Raw genomic sequence first — 19,092 nt, 5'->3', positions numbered from 1 at the left:
GGTGAGATTTTGCGTAAAAATCAATTCTGAAAAGCTTTTGTAAGGCAATGAATATAACACTGCTTTTGTCTTTGCTGGTCATTGGCTGTTTGTCTTGCGGACAGGATGGAAGCAGCACGCGCCAGCGTAAACCAAAAGTTGTCGAAACCATTGCCGACCTCGGCGCATTGCCAGAGCGCGTCACCCATCCCGTGGATAATCCTACTTCACCCGAGAAGGTCGAGCTGGGCAGGCTGCTGTTTTTTGACCCGGTACTATCGGGTAATCAGGACGTGGCGTGTGCGACTTGCCACCAGCCTGAGTTCAATTATGCAGAGTTTCTCGAAACGTCTATTGGTGTAAACGGAAGTGGAACCGGCAGCAAAAGGAGGTTTGCCCATGCCAATACCATTCCTTTTGTGAAGCGCAATTCGCAAAGTATCCTGAATACCGCTTTCAACGGGATTGAAAATCATAAAGCCTACCAGCCAGAATCAGCGCCGATGTTCTGGGACCTGCGCGCGAAAGGTTTGGAGCAGCAGGCTTTGGAGCCCGTCAGGACACTGGAAGAAATGCGTGGCAATGCTTTTGGAGAAGAAAATATTATTGACGAGATCATCGCCAGGATCCGGAAGATACCAACCTATCAGGAGCTGTTCGCCAAAGCTTTTTACAACGAACCTGAACCTGTGAACCAATGGAATATGGCCAAGGCACTGGCAGCTTACGAGCGGACATTGATCGCGACGAATACGCGGTTTGACCAGTATATGCGCGGCGACAGCAATGCATTGTCGACCGGTGAAAAAGAAGGTCTGAATGCATTTCTGACAAGTGGATGTGCCAAATGCCACTCCGGTCCGATGTTCTCGGACTTCAAATTACATACGCTCGGCGTGCCCGACAGTGGTAATCGAAAGGAAAGCGACAGCGGAATCAATAACGATTATGCATTCCGCACGCCGACTCTCAGAAACCTGCGGTATACTGCTCCGTACATGCACAGCGGGAAATTTGCCACGCTGGATCAGGTGCTGCTGTTTTATGAAGACGTAGCTGGCGGAAAGATCGCGAACCCGAATGTAAAAGCCTCGCAAATGGACTCACTGGCTACGCATATGGATGTCAACTTCAAAGATATCTCGCGGATCGTCGAGTTCCTGAATACGCTGAATGATGATGCTTTCGACAAAACAGTACCTGCTTCCGTACCAAGCGGATTGCGCGTCTCGGGACTATGAATCCACTCCATTATTCGCTCCGCAGGCTCTTTACAGGGTTCATTAATGCGGCTTTGATACTTTGAAAACTGACTGTAAGCAAAGCAATGGAAGCAGCCAGTGCGCCGGCCAGCACAAACACCCACCAGTCGATGCTTGTTTGATAAGCGAAATCCTGCAACCATTTGTGCATGGCATACCAGGCGATTGGTGACGCGAGAACGATCGCGATCAGTACCAGTTTCAAAAAATCCTGGGAAAGCAATGCCACTACGCCGGTGACAGTTGCGCCCAGCACCTTTCTGACACCTATCTCTTTGTTCCGCTGCTCGGCCATAAAAGCGGATAAACCGTATAAACCCAGGCAGGAAATAAAGATGGCCAGTCCGGCAAAAAGGTTAAAGATACTGCCCATTTGCTGCTCGCTGCGGTACAGGTTATCCAGGTCTTTGTCCAGAAAACCATAAGTAAAGGGAAAAGCGGGGTTAAGCTGTTGATTAAGCCTGCTCAGCGCCTGAATGGTCGCTTCGTTGTTTCCTGCCGGCGTGCGGACAATCACATACCCGCCCCATTTATTGAGCCTGAGCACAAGCGGCTCTACCTCGTACTGCAAAGACTTGAAATGAAAATCCTTTACGACACCTATGATATTGCCTTTTACTTCACTAAATGTAATGCTTTGTCCCACGGCATTTTGCAGGTTCATACCCATCACCTGCATTGCTTTTTCATTGATGATGTAGCTGGAACTATCTCCCGAGAATCCGCTGGAAAAACTGCGGCCGGCGAGTATTTTGGTTTTGAAAACATCCACAAAATGCTCGTCCACGTCCAGTGAGGGAATAATAACCTGGTTCGGCGCGACTTGTCCGGGCCATTCCAGGTCGGTAGTACCTGATATGAGCGCGGTGGGTAAGTCTGAAATAATGGAGAAATTGGAAGTGAACGGCTCCTGGGCCAGGGCGGCTTTCAGACTTTGTTTTTTCCCCCACATTTCACCCGTCATTGGTACATAGAGCAGGTTAGATTTATCGAATCCGAGGTTCCTGTTTTTGATAAAATTCAATTGCTTATACACGACGGCAGTACCCACAAGCAGCACGATAGCGACTACAAACTGCGCCACGACGAGCCCGTTCCGGAAGACCAGATTCGCACCTGCTACCCTCATTTTACCTTTAAGCACTTTAACCGGCGCAAATCCTGACAGGAATAAGGCAGGATAGCTACCCGCGACCAGTCCCGTGAGCAGTGCTATTCCGGTTAAGGTCAGCCACAGCCTGGCGTCGAGCAATTGTATCGTAAGTTCTTTTTCGGTCAGCATTTTGAAGATCGGCAAAAGCAAGAAGACAATGCCGATTGCAATGAAAAGTGACAGGAATGAAAAGATCAGCGACTCGCCCAGGAATTGCAGCACAAGCTGGTAACGCCCCGCTCCTACTACCTTGCGCAGCCCCACTTCTTTGGCGCGCCGTGCAGATCGGGCCGTGGCGAGGTTCATGAAATTGATACATGCAACGATCAGGATGAAAATCGCCACAACAAAGAAGATGTTGACATACTGGATATTACCGTGACCGGGAAGATCGATCTGCAGATCGGAATGCAGGTGAATGGCGGTAAGCGGTTGCAGCTGAAAGCCGACTTTCAAAGCTTGTCCATGCGCTTTATAGATCTCAAACATCCGGGCAGTCAGCTTTTGCAGGGCGGGCAGCGAGGTATCCGTATTTTCAGCAAGTCTGAAATAGGTATAAAAATTATAATTGCCCCAGGTATCCGTCTGCAAATCCCGATCAGTGCGCGCCAGATTGGACATCGGAATGATGAAATCAAACTGTAAATGAGAGTTGGAGGGCGCATTGGCCAGAACACCTGCCACCTTGAAATTCTCGCCATTGTTTCTCCTGAGGATCTTGCCCACAGCATCGTCGCTCCCGAAGTACTTCCAGGCCATTTCCTTTGTGATGAGCAACGCGCCCGGATCGCTGAGTGCAATGGCCGGGTTCCCTTTCAGCAATGGAAAGGAAAAGACACGAAGAAAATTCGAGTCGGCAAAAAAGACGCGCTTTTCTTCAAACTTCTTTTCGCCAGCTTCAAAAAGGCTGGTTACCGGCTTGCTTAGCCGCACACCTGCCTCAATCTGCGGCATTTGCTGCTGTAAACCGCGCGCGATTCCAGCAGGACTCACTGCCGCCTTGAAATCTCCCGCATTACATGTAAGTCTGAAAATCCGGTCTGCCTGTGCGTGGAAGCGGTCGTAGCTCAGCTCGTTCTGAACCCAAAGCAGGATCAGGATACTGCACCCCATTCCAATGGAAAGTCCGGCGATGTTGAGCGCTGAGTAAGCTTTCTGACGGACAATGTTGCGCCACGCGATTTTGAAGTAGTTCTTTAACATAGCAGGATTTAAGGCAAAAGGTTGTTCATATTCGTATTGTCGGGCCCGAGATCGCACAAAAGGCGGCAACAGGGAAACCACATTCAGCAGGTATCTCAGCAGTGCTTCACCAGCTCCTGCGCGCCGGTACCAGTATGCATACAGTTCATCCAGATCGCCTTCCACTTCTTCCAGTGTATTGTCCGGATGCAGTAACCTGAGCACAGATCTGGCCCAGCGGGGTGGCTGTGGCGTATTCATAGTGCATTGGTATTTAACCCGCTATCGGGCATCAGCTGCCATAACTTGCTGCGTAGTTGCTGTATATCGCGCAGTGCGCCTGCCCCTAGCGCTGTTACTTTGAACAGCCGCTTCCGCCTGCCGCCGCGCTCCATAGTTGCACCGCCGAGTTCGGAGCGCACAAAGCCCTTTTCTTCCAGTCTGATCAATGTGTTGTGAATGGCGCCCAGGGTGACTATCCGTCCCGTGTGCTGCTCGATTTCCTGACTGACGGTTAACCCATAAGCCTGACCGTCCAGGATGGCGATCATCAGTAAAACGAGTTCTTCAAATTCTCCCAGATAAGTTCGTCGCATCAGCCCGGCTGATTAGTTTATATTTTATAGTACAAATATGTGCCACTTACCAGAAATGCTGAATAAGTGCATTCAGCCGCGATTTGAATGGTTATCAGCAGAAAATTTTTGTCCGTAAAAGAACGGGAAGTGTCCGATAGCGGACGTAGTTATCCGCTCTGTTCACAGTTTTTTCAATTTTTTTGTACAAACCAGTCTTTTAAGCCTATATATTTGCTAGACTTAATCGATTAACATACCTCAACCAGCGGTATGCTCCCTTTTATCAATTTATAACCCTTATGTACAGATTTTTTACCTTACAAAATGCAGCCTTGAAAAGGCGGCTCGCAGCCATACTTTGCCTGGCCGCATTGCTGCTGGTTTTTAATGCGCAGACAAGTCTCGCCCAGGATGCCGGCACTTTAACCGGAAAAATTACCGATGAAAAAGGCGAAGGTATCCCCGGCGCGAGCGTGCTGATCAAGGGTACAGGCAAAGGCACTTCCAGCGCCGGCGATGGCGCATTCAGTCTTGACGGTGTCAGTGAAAGCTCCGTTTTAATTATCTCTTTCGTCGGGTACGTAACTCAGGAAATTACAGTTGGCAACAAAGCCCGGCTTGAAGTCACGCTCGTTTCTGACCAAAAGCTTCTGAATGAATTTGTGGTAGTAGGCTACGGCGAGCAGAAAAAGGTGAATGTGATCGGCTCCGTGTCGCAGATCGGTTCGGATGCGCTCGAAAATCGCCCCGTGACGCAGGTAAGTCAGGCTATTGCCGGTCAAATGCCCGGGGTAACTGTGACCACAGGTTCGGGTCGGCCGGGTAGTAATGGAAGCACGATCCGGGTACGCGGCGTAGGTTCCTTCGGTGCTACGCCCGATGCCCTGATCCTTGTCGACGGTATACCCGGACAGCTGAATGATATCAGTCCGGACGATATCCAGTCTGTTTCAGTTTTGAAAGATGCTTCTTCTGCTGCCATTTACGGCGCACGTTCCGCTAATGGAGTGATCCTGGTAACTACAAAAAGCGGCGGCGAGGCAAAGGCGAAGATCAGCTACAACGGGTATGTGGGCTTTAACAAACCAACGGAGCTGCCTGATTTCGTTAATTCCTGGGAGTATGCAGAAATGTTCAATATCGCTTCCGGAACCGCGGCTTACTCTGCCGAGGATATTGCCAAATTCCGCTCGCAGAGTGATCCCGACCGGTTTCCCAATACCAGGTTCCTCGACATGCTTTTTTCTGAAAAGGGCATTCAGACCGGTCATACCATCAACATCAATGGCGGCAACGAGCGGGCAAAATATTTCATTTCGGGCGGCTATCTGAGTCAGGACGGCATTGTGCCGAAGAACAACTTTACCCGCTACAATGTGCGCCTGAACCTGGAAAACGACCTGGGCAGGAACTTCAAGCTGACCACGCGAATTGGCGGTTCTTCCCAACTGCGAAAGGAGCCGCAGGCCACAGGCAACAAAGGCGGCGAGCTCACAGACCAGCTGATCCAGAATGCAGTGAGATATCCGGCTGTTTTCCTGGGCCAGGCTTCAAACGGCGAATTTGGGTTAGGTCCGGAAAGTGGTGGCACGCCCGTGTCCTGGATTGCATCTTCGTCGTATTTCCGCAATCCGCAAAACCGGCTGACTACCAATATGAAGCTCAACTGGCAGCCCATTCCCGGATTAAACCTCTCGGCAATTGGCGGTTATAATTTTGCATTGCTCGAACGTGTCTCCTACAATGCATCGCAGCGCCTGAGCCCGACAGTAAACCTGGCACAATCAGTACTGAACCAGGACCGCAATAAAGAGATCTATCGCACACTGCAATTTGTGGGAGAGTATTCGAGGAGTTTCCAGAAGAACACGGTAGACTTTCTGCTGGGATATTCTTTTGAAAACGAGCAAAGTGACTATTTTTCTGGTTATCGCCAGGGATTCCCGAGCAACGATTATACCGCCATTGATATGGGTGGCGCGGATAATCAGCAGGTCAATGGATATGGCGAGCAATGGGCGATCCAGTCCTACTTCGGGCGGCTGCGCTTCAACCGCGAGGATAAGTACCTGCTGGAAGCAACCCTTCGCTACGACGGTTCTTCGCGCTTTCCTGATAACAACAAATATGCCGTGTTTCCTTCCGCGGCGGCCGGCTGGCGCATTTCGGAAGAGCAGTTCCTGAAAAGTGTATCCTGGCTCTCCAATTTGAAGCTCAAAGCCTCCTGGGGTATCCTGGGTAATCAGAATATCGGGAACTATCCTTATCAGACCGTGCTGAATTCGGGTGCCAATTATCCATTTGGTACAGGCATTACGACCGGCGCGGCGTATGCCACTTACCGTGATGCAAATATCAAATGGGAGTCGACGAGAACAACTGATTTCGGCATCGAAACAGAATTCTTTAACAGGAAGCTAGGCTTTAATGCGACGTACTTCCAACGGAATACAACAGACATTCTCTTCAAACCCTCGGCCAGCGTTTCTTCTGTGCTGGGCGTAGCGATCAGCGAAACGAATACGGGTGAGGCACAAAACAAAGGCTGGGAATTTGACGGATTTTACCGTGACCATGTCGGGAAGCTCAACTACTCGATTGGCGGAAATTTTTCTATTATCCAGAATAAGGTAATGTCGTTGGGCCTGGGCAATGTGCGGCAGCCAAACGGATTTGTCGGAAACGGTTCGACGCTATTCAATGGTTTTCCAATGGAAATGTACTACGGCTACCTTTCCGATGGCGTTTTCCTCGACCAGACAGACATCGATGCCTGGCCCAATCAAACGACAATTACACCCGGCGCGCGGCCCGGCGATCTGCGCTATAAAGACATCAGCGGACCCAATGGCGTACCCGACGGAAAGGTGGACGCTACTTACGACCGCACTTACCTCGGCAGCCGCATTCCGAAGTATACATACAGCTTCAATTCGGATCTGCGCTACAAAGCCTTTGATTTCTCGCTGTTCCTGCAAGGTGTGGCGGGCGTGAAAGGCCAGCTGAACAATTACGCCGGTGTTGCATTCTTTAATCTGGGCAATATCCAACGCTGGCAAATGGAAGGACGGTTTGACCCCGCCAATCCGCAGCGCTACCCTGACTACCCTCGTCTCGAAGTAGTCACCAACAGCGGCACGCCCAATACCGTGCAATCCGATTTCTGGGTTCAGAATGCGGCTTACCTGCGGGTTAAGAACGTGCAGCTGGGCTACTCAATGCCGGCTTCTGTACTGGGCAAATTGAAAGTCGACCGCTTGCGGCTTTATTTGAGTATTGAAAATCCGCTCACATTCAGCAGCTATCGCGAGGGCTGGGATCCCGAGATCAACACCGGCGGCCCATACTACCCTATTCTATCCACTTATACTTTCGGTGTCAATATCAAATTTTAGGTCATGAGAATCCCGCAATATATTTTACGTAAATCGACTCTGTTACTGATCCTGCTGCCGCTGCTTTCATGCGACGATCAGTTGAAGCAATTTCCCACCAATGCATTTGCCAAAGATGTTTTCTGGAATTCAGAATCAAATGCGATGATCGCCCTTTCGGGAATGTACCGGGGCGGCATTACTTATGCAACCAACACGGTACCGAACGACTGGTGGAGCTACTTCGGCAGCGTGTTCCTCGAATTTGCAACAGACAATGCATACGACCGCAGGGGCGACAATTCGACTTTTAACAAACTTACCGACGGGACATTAACTGCCAACAACAATGTGATCCAGGGTTACTGGACAGGTTCGTACAAAAGGATCGCAATCACCAACGATTTCCTGGAAAACATTGGCAAAGTACCTGCAAGCGAGGCCTTTATCCGCCGGCTGACCGCAGAAGCCAGGTTCCTGCGTGCAACCCAGTACTTCTATATGTCGCAATACTGGGGTTCGGTCCCGCTGGTTACCAAAACGCTGACACCGGATGAGGCCAACAACGTTGGAAAAGCGCCGAAAACAGCAATTGTACAGTTTGTAATTGACGAGCTGACTGCCGCCGCAGCTGACCTGCCCGGACAAAAATCATTGGCTGCGAATGAAAGCGGTCGTGCTACCAAACAGGCCGCGCTGGCGTTTCTTGGACGGATGTATTTGGGTGAAAAACGCTTTAAAGAAGCGGCTGCTGCTTACAAACAGCTCATTGATCTAGGTGAAAATACCATTGACCCGGACTACGCAGGTTTGTTCAATACTGCCAATGAAAACAGCAGGGAGATCATTTTCAGTTTGCAGCACGTGCCTGGACAAGCGCCTAATGCGATGCCGCAGCATGCTTATCCTGCGATCAACGGCGGCTGGCATATTATCAACCCGCTTGGAAGTCTGGCTGAGGAATATGGATTTGCAGACGGAACGCCATTCTCTTACGACAGCCCCAAATACAATCCGAAAGATATGGGCGCCAACCGCGACCCGCGTTTCCGCGCGACTTTCCTGTGGGATGGAACTACATTCGGCGGGCGCAGGTACGTGGTACATCCAGACTCCGTCAACTCACTCGACCAGCTCACTTATTCCAAGCAAGCGACGCGCACGGGTTACGGGCTTCGCAAATTTTTTGATGAATCTTTCAATGGAAGTCTGACTGCCGACTACGGAGGAAACCTGCCTGTGATCCGCTACGCCGAAGTGCTGCTGAGCTACCTGGAAGCCGAACTGGAAGCAGGCACGCCCATTACGCAGTCACTTCTGGATCAAACGATCAATGCAGTACGCGGCAGGGCTTCTGTTAATTTACCCAAAATTACGGTAACCAATGCGGCTGAACTGCGAACGATCCTGCGGAGAGAGCGGCGGATTGAGCTGGCTTTCGAAGGGATACGGTTGTGGGATCTGCTTCGTTGGGGCACAACTGATCAGGCTCTGTCCGGTGATTTCTGGGGAGCCGCCTTCCCGGATTCCAAGAGATACGCGGCTACTTCCAAAAAGACCGACCCAAAATTCCGCTGGTATGTTACGTCAAAGAAATTCAGGAAAGGCACTGACGAATTATGGCCAATCCCGGAAACGGAAGTGAATGTAAATCCTAAGCTGGGTAAGTGAGGTGTTGGGGAGAAGCAACCAAGCCATTTAACCAACAAGGTAAAAATGTAAAGCCTAACACTTTCTTCAATGCAGGTTGAAGCTCAATTAAACAAATATCCCGCATTCAATTTTATATAACATGATAAAAAAAACACGGAACAAAAACATACAGCTTACTATTCTGGGCTTCTCATTTGCAGTTTTGATGGCTGCTACCGGCTGGCAGTTTGCAGGCAAAGAGCCTGACGCAGCGAAACCCAATATCATCCTCATAAATCTCGACGACCTCGGTTATGGCGATGTGGGTGCTTATGGAGCGACTGCTTTGAATACCCCGAATATGGACCGGCTCGCGAAAGGTGGCATTCGGTTTACAAATGGTTATGCCACTTCGTCAACTTGTACGCCCAGCCGCTTTGCATTGGTAACGGGCGTGTATCCGTGGCGCAACAAAGACGCCAAGATCCTGCCGGGTGATGCTCCGCTGCTGATCGATACAGCGCAAGCGACCATTCCGAAAATCCTGAAAAAAGCAGGGTATGCGACAGGGATCGTAGGTAAATGGCATCTGGGATTGGGAGATGGAAATACAGACTGGAACAAGGAAATCAAGCCCGGGCCCAACCAGCTGGGCTTCGACTACTCCTACATTCTGGCTGCCACGCAAGACAGGGTACCGACGGTTTACATTGAAAATACGCGTGTTGTTGGTCTTGACCCGAACGATCCCATTCAGGTGAGCTACAAAGAGAACTTTCCAGGTGAGCCGACGGGAAAAGATAATCCCGAGTTGCTGAAAATGAAATGGCACCACGGTCACGACCAGAGCATCACCAATGGAATTTCACGCATTGGTTACATGAAGGGCGGCGCGAAGGCGAAGTGGAATGATGAAGAAATGGCCGACCTGTTCCTGACCAAGGCGCAGCAGTTTGTTGTTTCCAACAAATCAAAGCCGTTCTTTCTTTACTACGCCATGCAGCAGCCACACGTGCCGCGCACGCCCAATCCCCGCTTTAAAGGGGTAACCGGAATGGGCCCCAGAGGCGACGCGATCGCGGAGGCAGACTGGTGCCTGGGTGAGTTATTGAAAACACTCGAAAAAGAAGGTATTCTTGAAAACACCCTGATCATCTTCACGAGTGACAACGGACCGGTCGTAAATGACGGTTATCATGACGATGCAGTTGAGAAACTGGGCAGCCACAAACCGGCGGGACCATTGCGGGGCGGCAAATACAGTTTGTTTGAAGCTGGCGTTCGTGTTCCATTCATCACGTACTGGAAAGGCACGATCAAACCCACAGTATCCGACGCCGTGGTTTGCCAGCTTGATTTACTAAGTTCGCTCGCGCATTTGGCGGGACAGGAAGCAAAGGGTTTGGACAGTCAGAATTACCTCGATGTGTTTTTGGGTAAAAGCAAAAAAGGGCGGAATGAGCTGGTGATAGAAGCGAGCTCCCGTACTGCATTGCGGCAAGGTGATTTTGTGATGATACCTCCCTACAATGGCCCGGCAGTAAACAAGAATGTAAATATCGAACTGGGCAATGCGAAAGAGTACCAGTTATATAATGTAAAAACGGATGTTGGACAGCTTACCAACCTTGCTTCCTCGCAGCCGGAAAAGTTGAAGCAGATGACCGACTTGTTGAATGAAATACAGAAAGGTAGTCCGAAACGCGAGACAGAGACTATCAAGCTGGAATAATGACCATGATCAAACAAAGCAAAGTCAAATGTTATTGCTGGATCCTGTTGCTGCTGTTGCCTTTGATGGCTGCTGTGCAAATCACCCGTAACGATGCTATTGGCGCAATGCAGAAGAGGCCAAATATCCTCTTTTGCATTGCTGACGATGCTTCCTACCGGCACATGAGCGCGTACGGATTATCAAATAAGTGGGTCAGCACGCCGGGCTTTGATCGTGTTGCGTCAAATGGAATCCTGTTTGAAAACGCATTCACTCCTAATGCCAAGTGTGCGCCTTCCCGTTCTTGCATTTTGACTGGACGCAATCCCTGGCAGTTGGAAGAAGCAGCTAACCATGTGCCGTTTTTTCCGGCGAAATTCAGCAGCTGGGTGGAAAAGTTGAGCAATGCAGGATACCTGACGGGTTTTACCGGCAAAGGCTGGGGACCTGGTGATCCCGGGGAAATTAATGGAAGTCCGCGGCTGCTGACTGGCAAGCATTACAACGAAATCAAAATGAATGCGCCCACTAAGGCTATTTCACCCGTAAACTATGCTGCCAATCTGGAAGTATTTCTGAAAGACCGAAACAGCGACCAGCCCTTTTGTTTCTGGTATGGTGGCCACGAACCGCACAGGGTATACGAATATGGCAGCGGCGCAGCCAAAGGAAAGAAGAAGCGCTCCGACATTGAACGCGTGCCAGCTTACTGGCCCGACAATGATACGGTTCGAAACGATATGCTCGATTATGCCTACGAGGTTGAGTACTTCGACAAGCACCTGCAAGAGATGCTGCGGATACTGGAAGATGCAGGCGAGCTGGACAACACCATTGTTATCGTTACTTCGGACAATGGAATGCCATTTCCCAGAACGAAAGGACATGTTTACGAATATGATAACCACCTTCCACTGGCTATTATGTGGAAAGACGGGATCAAATCGCCTGGACGGAAAGTGTCGGATTTTGTAAGTTTTACAGATTTTGCGCCTACCCTGCTGGAAGCGGCCGGGCTGCAAGGCAAAACCGGAATGCAAATGCAGGGTAAGTCTTTGCTACCTGTTTTCGCAAACGGAGAGGCGGGACGCACAGATCAAACACGTGACCACGTTTTGCTTGGAAAAGAGCGCACGGACGTGGGCCGGCCACACGATCAGGGATACCCGGTACGCGGGATTGTTAAAGACAGCCTGATTTACACGATCAACTATGAACCTGGTCGCTGGCCGGCAGGTAACCCTGAAACCGGCTACCTCGATACGGATGGAAGTCCGACGAAAACCGTCCTATTAAATGCAAAACGTGCCGGGCAAGATCAGGAAAGATGGAATTTATCTTTTGGAAAAAAAGGGGCGGAAGAACTTTATAACTATCTCAAAGATCCCGACGCTATGACCAATCTCGCGAAAGACCCTGCTTACGCCAAAGTAAAAAATGCGCTGCGAATCCAACTGGAAAAAGAGCTGAAAAGTCAGAACGATCCTCGCATGTTTGGGAAAGTAGACGTTTTCGACAGCTACCCGTTTGCAGAACCTGCCTCCCGCAACTTCTATGAACGCTACATGAAAGGTGAGAAAATGAAAGCTGGCTGGGTCAATGCATCCGATTTTGAGAAGATCAAACCTTAACTACCCTACTTCGAAGTTGAAATCTCCGTTCATGACCAGCTTGGCGTCGGTTGTTTCAGGATTGCCCGGGATTTGCAAACCTTTTATGCGCGTCGTTTTCCCTTTGCTTAGCAGATCGTAAACGTGCTTGTCAGTAAGCTTTTTACCCAAAAATTCAAAAGGTATCTTAAAGCCGCAAACCTGAAAATTGGCACAGCCGTAAGCTGTTTTACCTTTTTTCAGCAAATGCGCCTTGCATTTCGGACAGGTAAGTGTCTCAATATTAATCTCCTCCTTGGGCTCTTTGGGTTTGGCGACCTTCTTTTCCTTTACCTCTTTTTCGACTTCTACCGGCACTTCCTCCGCAATGCTGATCGCCCGTCCGCGGTTGTTCTTCACCTCCTGCGTGAGATCCACGACCATCTGGATCAATTCCTGCTTGAATGTATCCATAGAATACTCGCCTTTTTCGATCAGGCGCAGCTTGCGTTCCCAGTTCCCCGTCAGCTCGGCACTTTTAAGCAATTCGTTCTGGATCGTATCAATGAGATCAATGCCTGTCTGCGTAGCGACGATATTCTTCTTTTTCTTCTCGATATATCGTCTTTTAAAAAGGGTTTCTATGATGTTGGCCCGGGTGGAAGGTCTTCCTATTCCATTGTCTTTCAAAAGCTCACGCATTTCATCGTCTTCTACCTGCTTGCCGGCTGTTTCCATTGCCCTGAGCAGCGTAGCTTCCGTATAAGCTTTTGGCGGCGTCGTTTTTCCCTGGTGCACGCGCGGTTCATGCGGCCCTCTTTCACCTACTTCGAAGTTAGGCATCAGCTTTTCCTCTTCCGCAGCTTCCTTTTTGGCACTCGCATCATTGGCATACAGCGCACGCCAGCCAGGTTCAAGTATCTGCTTTCCCGTAGCCTTAAACTCAACCTGACCGACTTTCCCAAGTACTGTCGTGTTTGAAACTTTACATTCGGGATAAAACAAGGCTATAAAACGCCGGGTAACCAGATCGTAAATGCGTTTCTCGTCCTGATTAATATGATTTGGCTGCACGCCGGTAGGAATAATGGCGTGGTGATCGGTTACCTTTTTATCGTCAAAAACGGATTTCGATTTCGGTATCGGCTTTTCAAGTAGCGGCGCGGTATACTGCGCGTAGTGCGTAAGTTCTCTTAATATCCCTTCCACTTTGGGATGCAGATCTTCCGAGAGATAAGTGGTATCTACCCTTGGATAGGTAATAAACTTCTTTTCGTAAAGGTTTTGTGTGTGTTTCAATGTGTCTTCCGCAGAGTAGCCGTATTTCTTGTTGGCTTCCACCTGCAGGGAAGTCAGGTCAAAAAGCTTCGGGTTTCCTTCTTTACCTTCTTTCTTTTCAAATGAGGTGATTTCAAAATCATGCAACAGCAGATAAGCCAAGCCTTTTTTTGCCTTTTCCTCACTTTTAAGCCGGTCTATATTGGCTGTAAATTCTGTTTCCCGGTAAATGGTTTTGAGCTCCCAATATTCCTCGGATACGAATGCATTGATCTCTTTTTGCCGCTGCACGATGAGCGCGAGTGTCGGTGTTTGTACGCGGCCGATGCTGAGTACCACCTTTCCCTGACCGAATTTTTTGGTAAAAAGTCGCGTCGCATTCATGCCCAGGAGCCAGTCGCCAATGGCGCGCGCACTGCCCGCGGCATACAGGTTGTTGTAAAGCTCGCTGTCCTTCAACTTCTCAAATCCCTCGCGGATTGCCTGCTCGGTCAACGACGAAATCCAGAGTCGCTTGACAGGTACATTGCATTTGGCTTTCAGCAGGACCCAGCGCTGGATCAGCTCTCCCTCCTGCCCTGCATCACCACAGTTAATCACTTCCTCACACTGGCTGACCAGATTCTCTATTACACCAAACTGCTTCAATGCGCCTGCATTATCAATCAGCTTGATACCGAAGCTTGACGGGATCATAGGCAGATCTTCCAGCCGCCACGCTTTCCAGCGTTCGGTGTAGTCGTGGGGCTCTTTTAAAGTACAAAAATGCCCAAACGTCCAGGTTACCTGGTAACCGTTCCCCTCAAAATAACCGTCCCGCCGCTGGTTTGCCCCGATCACTCCTGCAATGTCCTTCGCAACGCTGGGCTTTTCAGCAATACACAGTTTCATGATTGTAAACTTACTTGGTCGATTGTTTCCTGCTTTTTATCAGAAAATACACTGAGGCAATAAATGTGAGCAGATATACAACGGCCAGCGCAGGTTTTTCGAACTGCAGGGTTTGAAAATCAAATTGTTTGTACAAAGTAACGCCAAGAATAATAGCTACAATCGCCCAGATTGGATTCATTTGAATAAACGGTTTAGTAGGAGTTTAGGCGAAAGTACAAAAAAGTGACGTGTGGAATGACCTGTCTTAACGAACAATGGCAACCGGCTTTGCACCGGTTGCCATTATATCTCATTCAAATTCAGAACTTACCGCCAGCCTAAGCCGGGTGCGACATGCTCCAAAATAGATGAAAGCACATGCACGTTGTAATCGACGCCCAGCGTATTTGGGATGGTCAGCAACAGCGTATCCGCTTCCTGAATAGCCTCGTCCTGAGCCAATTCTTTGATAAGCTGATCAGGTTCAGCAGCATAGCTTCTGCCAAAAATAGCCCGCTTATCTTGCTCGATCATGCCGATCTTGTCGCGTCTGTTGGCTTCCTGACCAAATAGATACCTGTCTTGTTCATTGACCAATGCGAAAATAGACCGGCTCACGGAAACCCTCGGCTCACGCTGGTGTCCCGCCCTTTTCCAGGCTTCTTTATACAGCCTGATCTGTTCAGCCTGCTGCACATGAAAAGGTTTGCCGCTTTCATCAAACTTCAATGTGGAGCTTTGCAAGTACATGCCATTTTCGGCCGCCCACACAGCTGTTGCATTCGAAGCAGCGCCCCACCAGATCCGCTCACGCAAACCTTCGGAGTAGGGTTCCAGTCTCAGCAAACCTGGAGGGTTCGGGAACATTGGGTTGGGATTCGGTCTCGCAAATCCAACTCCATTCAGCCTTTCCAGGAATTCCAGCGCCTTGCGACGTCCCATATCTGCATCTGTTTCTCCCTCGGCCAGTTCATATCCGAAGTACCGCCAGCCATCAATCACCTGTTCCGGCGATCCCCTGCTGATACCCAGCTGTAATCGTCCTTCCGAGATCAGGTCTGCCGCGCCGGCGTCTTCCACCATATACAACGGGTTTTCGTAGCGCATATCAATAACGCCCGTGCCTATTTCAATTTTGCTTGTTTTCGCTCCAATCGCTGAAAGCAGCGGAAATGGAGAAGCGAGTTGCGACGCAAAATGATGTACCCGAAAATACGCCCCGTCCAAGCCGATTTCTTCGGCTGCAACAGCCAGATCAATGGATTGAAGCAGGGTATCACTGGCTGTCCGGGCGTTGTAGGCGGGGTGGTTAGCCCAGTGCCCAAACGATAAAAATCCTATTTTTTTCATAATATATATTCCAGAGTAGGCCTGCTTTTACAAAGGATAATGAGACCTAAAAGTTCCGGCGACCACTAACTTGAAGGATAGCGTCACTAGTGTAATACCGGTTTTTGAAATACAATGTATAAGCTGCAATGACGATGAGCGTGACTATTTCGGAAATCGACCTGGACAGCCAAATTCCCGGAAGGCCCAGATAATCAGGCAGTATCGCGAGCGCAGGGAGAATCAGTAAGAAACCTTTCAGAAGATTGACAAAAAGAGAGGCGATTGTCTTGCCTGTACTTTGGAAGAATGCTGCAAGCAGGTAGTTAGGGCCCGCTGCCAGAAATAGCAGGAAGTATAAGCCCATTGCTTCGCCCGCAGTTTCCCGGTAACTAACAGTTTGATCTCCTGAGAATAACCCAACTAGCACGTCAGACAGGAACAAACCCAGCCCTGCAACTACTATGCCGAGTATTAGGGTAAAACCCAGTGAAAAGCGCAGGGTTGCAAGTACCCGATCTGGTTGTTTTGCTCCGATATTGTAAGATATAATCGGAAGTGCGGCAATCATGGCAGCAGTAAATGGTCGGATCAAAAGGAAACTAAGGTAATTGACCAACCCGAATGCAGCAATTGCAGTGGCACCGTAGTGGATTAATGATTGGTTGATAAGCAACAAACCTGATGAAAACGCGATTTCAGACGCGAACGAAGGCAGGCCGATTTGAAAATATTCTTTCCATTGCGCTAGCCTGAGTGTAAATCGGAAAGAAGAAAAACTTAAATGTGTACTGCCCTTTGAAATGAAGACAAAAAGGTAGGCCGCGCCGCAGGCTAATGCGACTGATGTTGCGATTGATGCACCTTCAACACCCATTTCAAAGACGATGATGAATATTACATCAAGAACGATGTTGACTGCAGCTGCCAGGATCGACGCATTTCTTGATACTTTTGGTGCATTGTTAGCACGTACGAAGCTGCCCCAGATCATTCCCAGAAAGAATACCGGAAGACTGACTAATTGCCAGAATGCATAGTCTGCTGTGTTTTCTGTCAGAGCAAGATTACCTGCGCCGGCTAGGAAGCGGGCAAGCGGCATTGTCAGGAATGGCGCACTGACAGCTACGCAGCCTCCCATTAAAATGACCAGTGTGGTAGCAAACTGAAATACCTGTTGTACGTTTCTATAGTCACCTGCTCCTATTCCTTTGCCGATCAGCACGCTTCCACCGATCATGACAGGCAAGCTCAATGCGATCAGGACGATGACGACCGGGCCAAACAGACCTACGGCTGCAAGCCCATCTTTCCCTACCTGTTGTCCTAGTATAATCCCATTGATTACCTGATGCACAATGGAGGATAGCAGGCTAATAATAGCAGGACCATAGTTTTGAAAAAACAGAGATCTGACAGGAGCATGCCCAAGTTGATTGGAGGCTGACATAGAGAAAGTTTTGAAAAGGGGCGCAAAGCTACAAAAAATAAAATGCGCCGTGCGGTGACTTACAAAACTATCTTATCTTGCATATGAACTAACTTGTTACTTATGAGACGTTATTTGTACCTCCTGCTATTAATTACCTCCCTTTCCGCGTGCTCACAAGAAGATCCCGTTGAGGCTGAAACAAAACCGACTGTTGATAAAGAAGCATTGCTGGCCTCCCTGGAAGCAGGAAACAAATACTGGCGATGTGAGGAGCTGACGATTGAACAAGCTGGGGTGACGAAAACATCAAATCTGTTGGGTAACGAAGCAAATATTGATGGGGCTACCTTTTTAGCGCTCGTGGGTTATTCCGCATTTAGTTTCAATTCGCAGACTGTCAATATCCATGTCATTGATTCGGGGCCGCATGGCAATGTACCCTATGCTACAGGTAAAAAGCTTTATGAATTCCTTCCGCAGAGTGCAGAAAAGGGCAGCAGTCAATGGAACGACGAGCGGCAAACCTTGGAGATCAAACTTCCTGATAACTATTTCGCCGCAGCAGTAAAATCACTTTCTAAAAATAACTTTTCGCCCTCCGTTGGTTACCTGGATAATACACTTCCTGCTAAATACAAGTCGATAGAAGATGCTGTGACAGGTGCATCTCCCGACCGGATCCGCATTATCTATTACGAAAAAGACCCAAAAGGCAGCCAGATCAAATACATATTTACCATGAGAGCAGCCTGGGTTACGAAAGTGGAAAGAATAGCCGCAAGAGAACACTGGTATGAAGTGCTTTATTAATGTAGATTGCTTGTTTAAGAAACTATAACATTAAGTACGAAAAAAGAGGCTGTCTCAAATGAGGCAGTCTTTTTTTGTTTGTAGCGGTTGTGCAAATTTTCCGGATTGATTATCTTTAGGTATAAGCAAATCAGAAAAATGGGCCGCAAACAACCTTCTTTTAAGCCTTATCAGCAGCAACAGTTGATGTTGCTTCCTCCAAGTCTGGACGAATTGATCCCTAAGGGGCACGTCGTACGTGTGGTCAATGATGTGATCAATAAGATCAACTTGGAGCCGCTCAATGCAGCTTACTATCATTCGGGTTCGGCAGGCTACCATCCCCAGATGCTGTTGAAAGTGCTTGTATTTGGCTATATGAGCAACATCTATTCTAGCAGGAAGCTCGAAGCAGCCTGCAAGGAAAGTATCTACTTTATGTTTTTGAGTTCGATGAGCTTCCCAGATCACAATACGATTAACCGTTTTCGGGGCGTGCGTTTGAAAGATACTTTCAGGACAATTTTTGAGCAAGTGGTCAGTTTACTTGCGCAGGAAGGCTATTTGAGCATTGAGGAAGTTTTTACGGACGGCACCAAGATCGAGGCCAATGCCAATAAATACACTTTTGTCTGGAAGAAGGCGATCGCTACCAGCAAGGAGAAAATGAAGAAGCAACTGGCTGATATCTGGGCCTATGCCCAGAGCGTGGCCGCCACCGAGGACAACTTACCCGAACCCCCTGACCTGACCACGATCAACAAAGAAAAAGTACAGGATACGGTCGATACGCTCAACCAGGTACTTGGCAAGAAAGAAAACATTGACAAGAAAATGAAAGCCAAATTGGGTTACGTGACCCAATATTATCCGGCCAATATTGCTCGATACGAGCAGCAAGAGGCCATTTTAGGAGAGCGCAACAGTT

13 protein-coding genes are annotated in these 19,092 nt (G+C 49.0%); 7 read left to right on the top strand and 6 right to left on the bottom strand.

The window, feature by feature from the left end; translation table 11 throughout:
• Positions 1–47 precede the first annotated feature (47 nt).
• Complete coding sequence (locus AC1XTG_RS00065) at positions 48–1,220, top strand: cytochrome-c peroxidase (protein ID WP_056288417.1); 1,173 nt, start codon at positions 48–50, stop codon at positions 1,218–1,220.
• A gap of 10 nt (positions 1,221–1,230) precedes the next feature.
• Here AC1XTG_RS00065 and AC1XTG_RS00060 read toward each other — a convergent pair whose 3' ends face one another.
• Positions 1,231–3,837: an ABC transporter permease gene (locus AC1XTG_RS00060; protein ID WP_484840540.1), complete on the bottom strand. Its 2,607-nt coding sequence runs from the start codon at positions 3,835–3,837 to the stop codon at positions 1,231–1,233.
• A complete protein-coding gene (locus AC1XTG_RS00055; protein WP_056288420.1) occupies positions 3,834–4,172 on the bottom strand; it encodes a PadR family transcriptional regulator in 339 nt (112 codons plus the stop codon). Before AC1XTG_RS00055 ends, AC1XTG_RS00060 begins: the two co-directional genes overlap by 4 nt.
• A 281-nt stretch (positions 4,173–4,453) precedes the next feature.
• Here AC1XTG_RS00055 and AC1XTG_RS00050 point away from each other — a divergent pair, with 281 nt between their 5' ends.
• The 4 genes from AC1XTG_RS00050 (at position 4,454) to AC1XTG_RS00035 (ending at position 12,505) form a co-directional block, all read left to right on the top strand.
• A complete protein-coding gene (locus AC1XTG_RS00050; protein ID WP_484840539.1) occupies positions 4,454–7,549 on the top strand; it encodes a SusC/RagA family TonB-linked outer membrane protein in 3,096 nt (1,031 codons plus the stop codon).
• 3 nt (positions 7,550–7,552) lie between these two features.
• Positions 7,553–9,199, top strand: coding sequence for a RagB/SusD family nutrient uptake outer membrane protein (locus AC1XTG_RS00045; RefSeq protein ID WP_484840538.1), 1,647 nt, complete (start codon positions 7,553–7,555; stop codon positions 9,197–9,199).
• A gap of 187 nt (positions 9,200–9,386) precedes the next feature.
• Positions 9,387–10,892, top strand: coding sequence for a sulfatase family protein (locus AC1XTG_RS00040; protein WP_484841095.1), 1,506 nt, complete (start codon positions 9,387–9,389; stop codon positions 10,890–10,892).
• 5 nt (positions 10,893–10,897) lie between these two features.
• Complete coding sequence (locus tag AC1XTG_RS00035; RefSeq protein ID WP_484840537.1) at positions 10,898–12,505, top strand: sulfatase family protein; 1,608 nt, start codon at positions 10,898–10,900, stop codon at positions 12,503–12,505.
• Here AC1XTG_RS00035 and AC1XTG_RS00030 read toward each other — a convergent pair whose 3' ends face one another.
• The 4 genes from AC1XTG_RS00030 to AC1XTG_RS00015 all read right to left on the bottom strand — a co-directional run bounded on the left by AC1XTG_RS00030 (position 12,506) and on the right by AC1XTG_RS00015 (position 17,393).
• The gene (locus tag AC1XTG_RS00030; protein WP_484840536.1) at positions 12,506–14,632 is read right to left on the bottom strand and encodes a type IA DNA topoisomerase; all 2,127 of its coding nucleotides are present in this window, start codon (positions 14,630–14,632) and stop codon (positions 12,506–12,508) included. It lies immediately after the preceding gene.
• A 10-nt stretch (positions 14,633–14,642) separates the two neighbouring features.
• On the bottom strand, positions 14,643–14,813 hold the full coding sequence (locus tag AC1XTG_RS00025; RefSeq protein WP_056288433.1) for a hypothetical protein: 171 nt from the start codon (positions 14,811–14,813) through the stop codon (positions 14,643–14,645).
• 128 nt (positions 14,814–14,941) lie between these two features.
• On the bottom strand, positions 14,942–15,964 hold the full coding sequence (locus tag AC1XTG_RS00020; protein ID WP_484840535.1) for an LLM class flavin-dependent oxidoreductase: 1,023 nt from the start codon (positions 15,962–15,964) through the stop codon (positions 14,942–14,944).
• A 46-nt stretch (positions 15,965–16,010) separates the two neighbouring features.
• Positions 16,011–17,393, bottom strand: coding sequence for an MATE family efflux transporter (locus tag AC1XTG_RS00015; RefSeq protein WP_056288440.1), 1,383 nt, complete (start codon positions 17,391–17,393; stop codon positions 16,011–16,013).
• A 102-nt stretch (positions 17,394–17,495) separates the two neighbouring features.
• On the opposite strand from AC1XTG_RS00015, the gene AC1XTG_RS00010 reads away from it, so the two are divergent.
• Both AC1XTG_RS00010 and AC1XTG_RS00005 read left to right on the top strand, forming a co-directional pair.
• The gene (locus AC1XTG_RS00010) at positions 17,496–18,185 is read left to right on the top strand and encodes a hypothetical protein (protein ID WP_056288443.1); all 690 of its coding nucleotides are present in this window, start codon (positions 17,496–17,498) and stop codon (positions 18,183–18,185) included.
• 138 nt (positions 18,186–18,323) lie between these two features.
• Positions 18,324–19,092: transposase (locus AC1XTG_RS00005; RefSeq protein ID WP_484840534.1), on the top strand; the 769-nt coding region annotated here is incomplete at its 3' end.

This window comes from Dyadobacter sp. HNCC25DJ183 (assembly GCF_056895175.1).
Note: the sequence above shows the minus strand (reverse complement) of the source record. Positions and strands in the feature narration are given on the sequence as shown.

Coding starts and splice junctions, on each gene's coding strand:
- AC1XTG_RS00020 (WP_484840535.1), bottom strand. CDS start 15,964: ATGAAAAAAATAGGATTTTTATCGTTTGGGCACTGGGCTAACCACCCC.
- AC1XTG_RS00010 (WP_056288443.1), top strand. CDS start 17,496: ATGAGACGTTATTTGTACCTCCTGCTATTAATTACCTCCCTTTCCGCG.
- AC1XTG_RS00050 (WP_484840539.1), top strand. CDS start 4,454: ATGTACAGATTTTTTACCTTACAAAATGCAGCCTTGAAAAGGCGGCTC.
- AC1XTG_RS00045 (WP_484840538.1), top strand. CDS start 7,553: ATGAGAATCCCGCAATATATTTTACGTAAATCGACTCTGTTACTGATC.
- AC1XTG_RS00030 (WP_484840536.1), bottom strand. CDS start 14,632: ATGAAACTGTGTATTGCTGAAAAGCCCAGCGTTGCGAAGGACATTGCA.
- AC1XTG_RS00015 (WP_056288440.1), bottom strand. CDS start 17,393: ATGTCAGCCTCCAATCAACTTGGGCATGCTCCTGTCAGATCTCTGTTT.
- AC1XTG_RS00060 (WP_484840540.1), bottom strand. CDS start 3,837: ATGAATACGCCACAGCCACCCCGCTGGGCCAGATCTGTGCTCAGGTTA.
- AC1XTG_RS00040 (WP_484841095.1), top strand. CDS start 9,387: ATGGCTGCTACCGGCTGGCAGTTTGCAGGCAAAGAGCCTGACGCAGCG.
- AC1XTG_RS00065 (WP_056288417.1), top strand. CDS start 48: ATGAATATAACACTGCTTTTGTCTTTGCTGGTCATTGGCTGTTTGTCT.
- AC1XTG_RS00055 (WP_056288420.1), bottom strand. CDS start 4,172: ATGCGACGAACTTATCTGGGAGAATTTGAAGAACTCGTTTTACTGATG.
- AC1XTG_RS00025 (WP_056288433.1), bottom strand. CDS start 14,813: ATGAATCCAATCTGGGCGATTGTAGCTATTATTCTTGGCGTTACTTTG.
- AC1XTG_RS00035 (WP_484840537.1), top strand. CDS start 10,898: ATGATCAAACAAAGCAAAGTCAAATGTTATTGCTGGATCCTGTTGCTG.